Genomic DNA, 2,571 nt, shown 5'->3' with positions numbered 1-2,571 from the left:
CCGACAGTCCCGGACGAAGCCAGAAATAAACATCAAGATCCGGCTATGTCCGGTTTTGTTTAAGTTTTATAGAGCAGTAATCATGATATTGATGCCGGGAAAAAGCTACAGAGGTACACTTCCACCCCTGACACGACACCAGGAAGAACTTAGCGATCGCCTACGACAAGATGTAGAAGCGATCGCCGGGACCGGAGAACATAACTATATATATTACGATAATCTTCTTAAAACTGAGGCTTACCTAGAAAGTAGACTGACCCAAGCTGGTTATACAGTCCAACGCCAAGAATATCTGATTGGCGATCGCCAATTTACCAATTTAGAGGTAGAAATACCAGGGGAAGCCCTGGGGGAAGAAATTATAGTGATTGGGGCTCACTATGATTCTGTGGTAGGCTCTCCTGGGGCTAATGATAACGGATCAGGAGCGGCGGCGGTCTTAGCACTAGCCGATTATTTCGCGGCAACCCATCCCCAAAAAACTCTAAGATTTGTGGAATTTGTGAATGAAGAACCACCCTTTAGCTGGACTCCAGACATGGGAAGTTGGGTTTATGCAAAGCGATCGCGAGAAAGAAATGAGAAAATAGTGGCGATGCTGAGTTTAGAAACAATGGGCTACTACTCGGACACTCCTGGAAGTCAAACCTACCCCCTGGGGCTATTAAATAATATTTACCCGATCACTGGAAACTTTATCGCATTTGTTGGTAACTTCGCATCTGGGGGATTAGTCCGGCAAGTAGTTAAGGCATTCCGTACCCATACGCTGTTTCCCTCAGAAGGCTCGATTTTGCCTAATACGGTTCCGGGTGCGGGTTGGTCGGATCATTGGTCTTTCTGGCAGGAGGGTTATCCGGGAATTATGGTCACGGATACGGCTATGTTTCGCTATCCCTACTATCACACCCAGGAAGATACCCCAGCAATGGTTAACTATAACCACCTCGCTAGGGTAGTTTCTGGCTTGGAGGCAGTGATTATGAATCTGGCTAATATTGATTGATTCACCCCCCAGCTAAGAGGTGGGAGTTAGGAGGATAAACTGTCGAGATAGGAGCGATCGCACTCCGGAAATGTCCAGTTTCACAGCAGCCAGAATATCACCGACAGTGCGGGGATTTTCTACGGTACCATCAGCAGTTGAATTAGTTTCACAGGCTTGGAGAAACTCAAACTCATCATCTGATAATGTCACCAGGTGATAATTGCAATCAAACACTGTTTGACTCGGCCAACCATTCAAACAGTAGGTTAACTCAGGAATGGCAGCTAATAAAGCGCTATCATCAGACCAATCTGCCTTGGGTAAAGGGGGACGAGCCAGGAAAAACTCATAATGGCTAACCTTGGGGTCTAATAACTCAATGAGGCGATATAGTTGGCGATCGCTTAAATTTTCGACCCTTTCCATAAGTTCGGGGGATTTACCAACCAGGCGATTAATATCCCAATACTCAGGATTAGAAAAACCGACAAATTCCAATTGAGAGCTATCAATCAGCTCAAACAGAGTGTCAATATTGTAGTCAATTTCTTGGGGATGGACATACATATCAGCAAAACACTCATCTCGCTGATTTTCCAGAGCCCAACGTTCGGACTCATACAGGACCAAACGGTTATCTTCGGGTAAGGCTTCAAAAACTTTGCGCCCCACATTTACGCCGTCCTGATAATCGCCACGTTTGTCCCCTTGTAATAAGGCGATCGCCTGCTGCATAAGTCGCACTTCCCAGCGACCCAACTCAGCATAAACAAATATATGTAATAATCCCCCCGGCGTTAACTTAGAAGCCAAGGCTTGGATACCCCGAATGGGGTCTGGTAGGTGATGGAGTACCCCCACACAGTTAATAAAATCAAACTCCCCCTCCAATTGTCCCACATCATAGAGACTCATCTGTTGAAATTGAGGCTCTGGAGTTCCCGGAGTAGATATCCCGGAGCGGCGACAGCGTTCTTGAGCCGTAGCGATCGCTCCTGAACTCAAATCAATACCCAAAACCTCAGCCTCTGGGTTAAGCTGAATCAGATATTCGGTACTCGAACCGGTGCCGCAACCCGCATCCAAAATCCGAATTTTAGTTTTCTGGGGTTTTTGTCCCGTACAAAATCCATAGGCTGCTGACCAACACCAGCGCCAGTTATAACCCGGTGGCGGTTCATTTAACAAAGGGTCAGGGGGAAAAGGGTAAATATCGTAAAGCCGTTTGACAGCAGCGCTAATTTCTTCCATGATCAAAACCAACAGACAACAACCCAAGCAAGCAAGCGAACGTGCTTTTTCAGAATACCTTACAATTGCCCCCAGTAGACCATAAATCTGTGGGGTGTTGGTCATGTAACAAAACTTATCGTTTTTTCTCAGATAAGTTCTGGTAAGTCTATACAATAGGTCTGGATACGCGATTTAATAAAATGCGAGGATTGCAGCCAAAAACATTTTAGCTGTAATTATCTGTAAAAAGATTAACCAGGTTAACAACTCAAGGAGCATGATTTAATCTCAAATTAGGTTAACATTTTACGGCAATACGGTATAATACCAAGTATGGTGCGAGACCT

The 2,571-nt window shown here is 45.4% G+C and carries 2 protein-coding genes; one reads left to right on the top strand and one right to left on the bottom strand.

What is annotated here, in order from left to right; genetic code table 11:
- Positions 1-82 precede the first annotated feature (82 nt).
- Positions 83-1,009 carry a M28 family peptidase gene (locus tag ACTIE0_RS23825; RefSeq protein ID WP_006670498.1) on the top strand — a complete coding sequence of 309 codons (927 nt, stop codon included), beginning with the start codon at positions 83-85 and terminating at the stop codon, positions 1,007-1,009.
- Positions 1,010-1,021: 12 nt separating this feature from the next.
- Here the strand turns inward: ACTIE0_RS23825 and ACTIE0_RS23820 are convergent, their stop codons facing one another.
- The gene (locus ACTIE0_RS23820; protein WP_008052208.1) at positions 1,022-2,242 is read right to left on the bottom strand and encodes a class I SAM-dependent methyltransferase; all 1,221 of its coding nucleotides are present in this window, start codon (positions 2,240-2,242) and stop codon (positions 1,022-1,024) included.
- Positions 2,243-2,571 lie beyond the last annotated feature (329 nt).

This window comes from Limnospira sp., from assembly GCF_051859755.1.
Taxonomy (GTDB): Bacteria; Cyanobacteriota; Cyanobacteriia; order Cyanobacteriales; family Microcoleaceae; genus Limnospira; species Limnospira fusiformis.
This window is presented reverse-complemented; position numbering and strand designations above follow the sequence as displayed.

Coding starts and splice junctions, on each gene's coding strand:
- ACTIE0_RS23825 (WP_006670498.1), top strand. CDS start 83: ATGATATTGATGCCGGGAAAAAGCTACAGAGGTACACTTCCACCCCTG.
- ACTIE0_RS23820 (WP_008052208.1), bottom strand. CDS start 2,242: ATGGAAGAAATTAGCGCTGCTGTCAAACGGCTTTACGATATTTACCCT.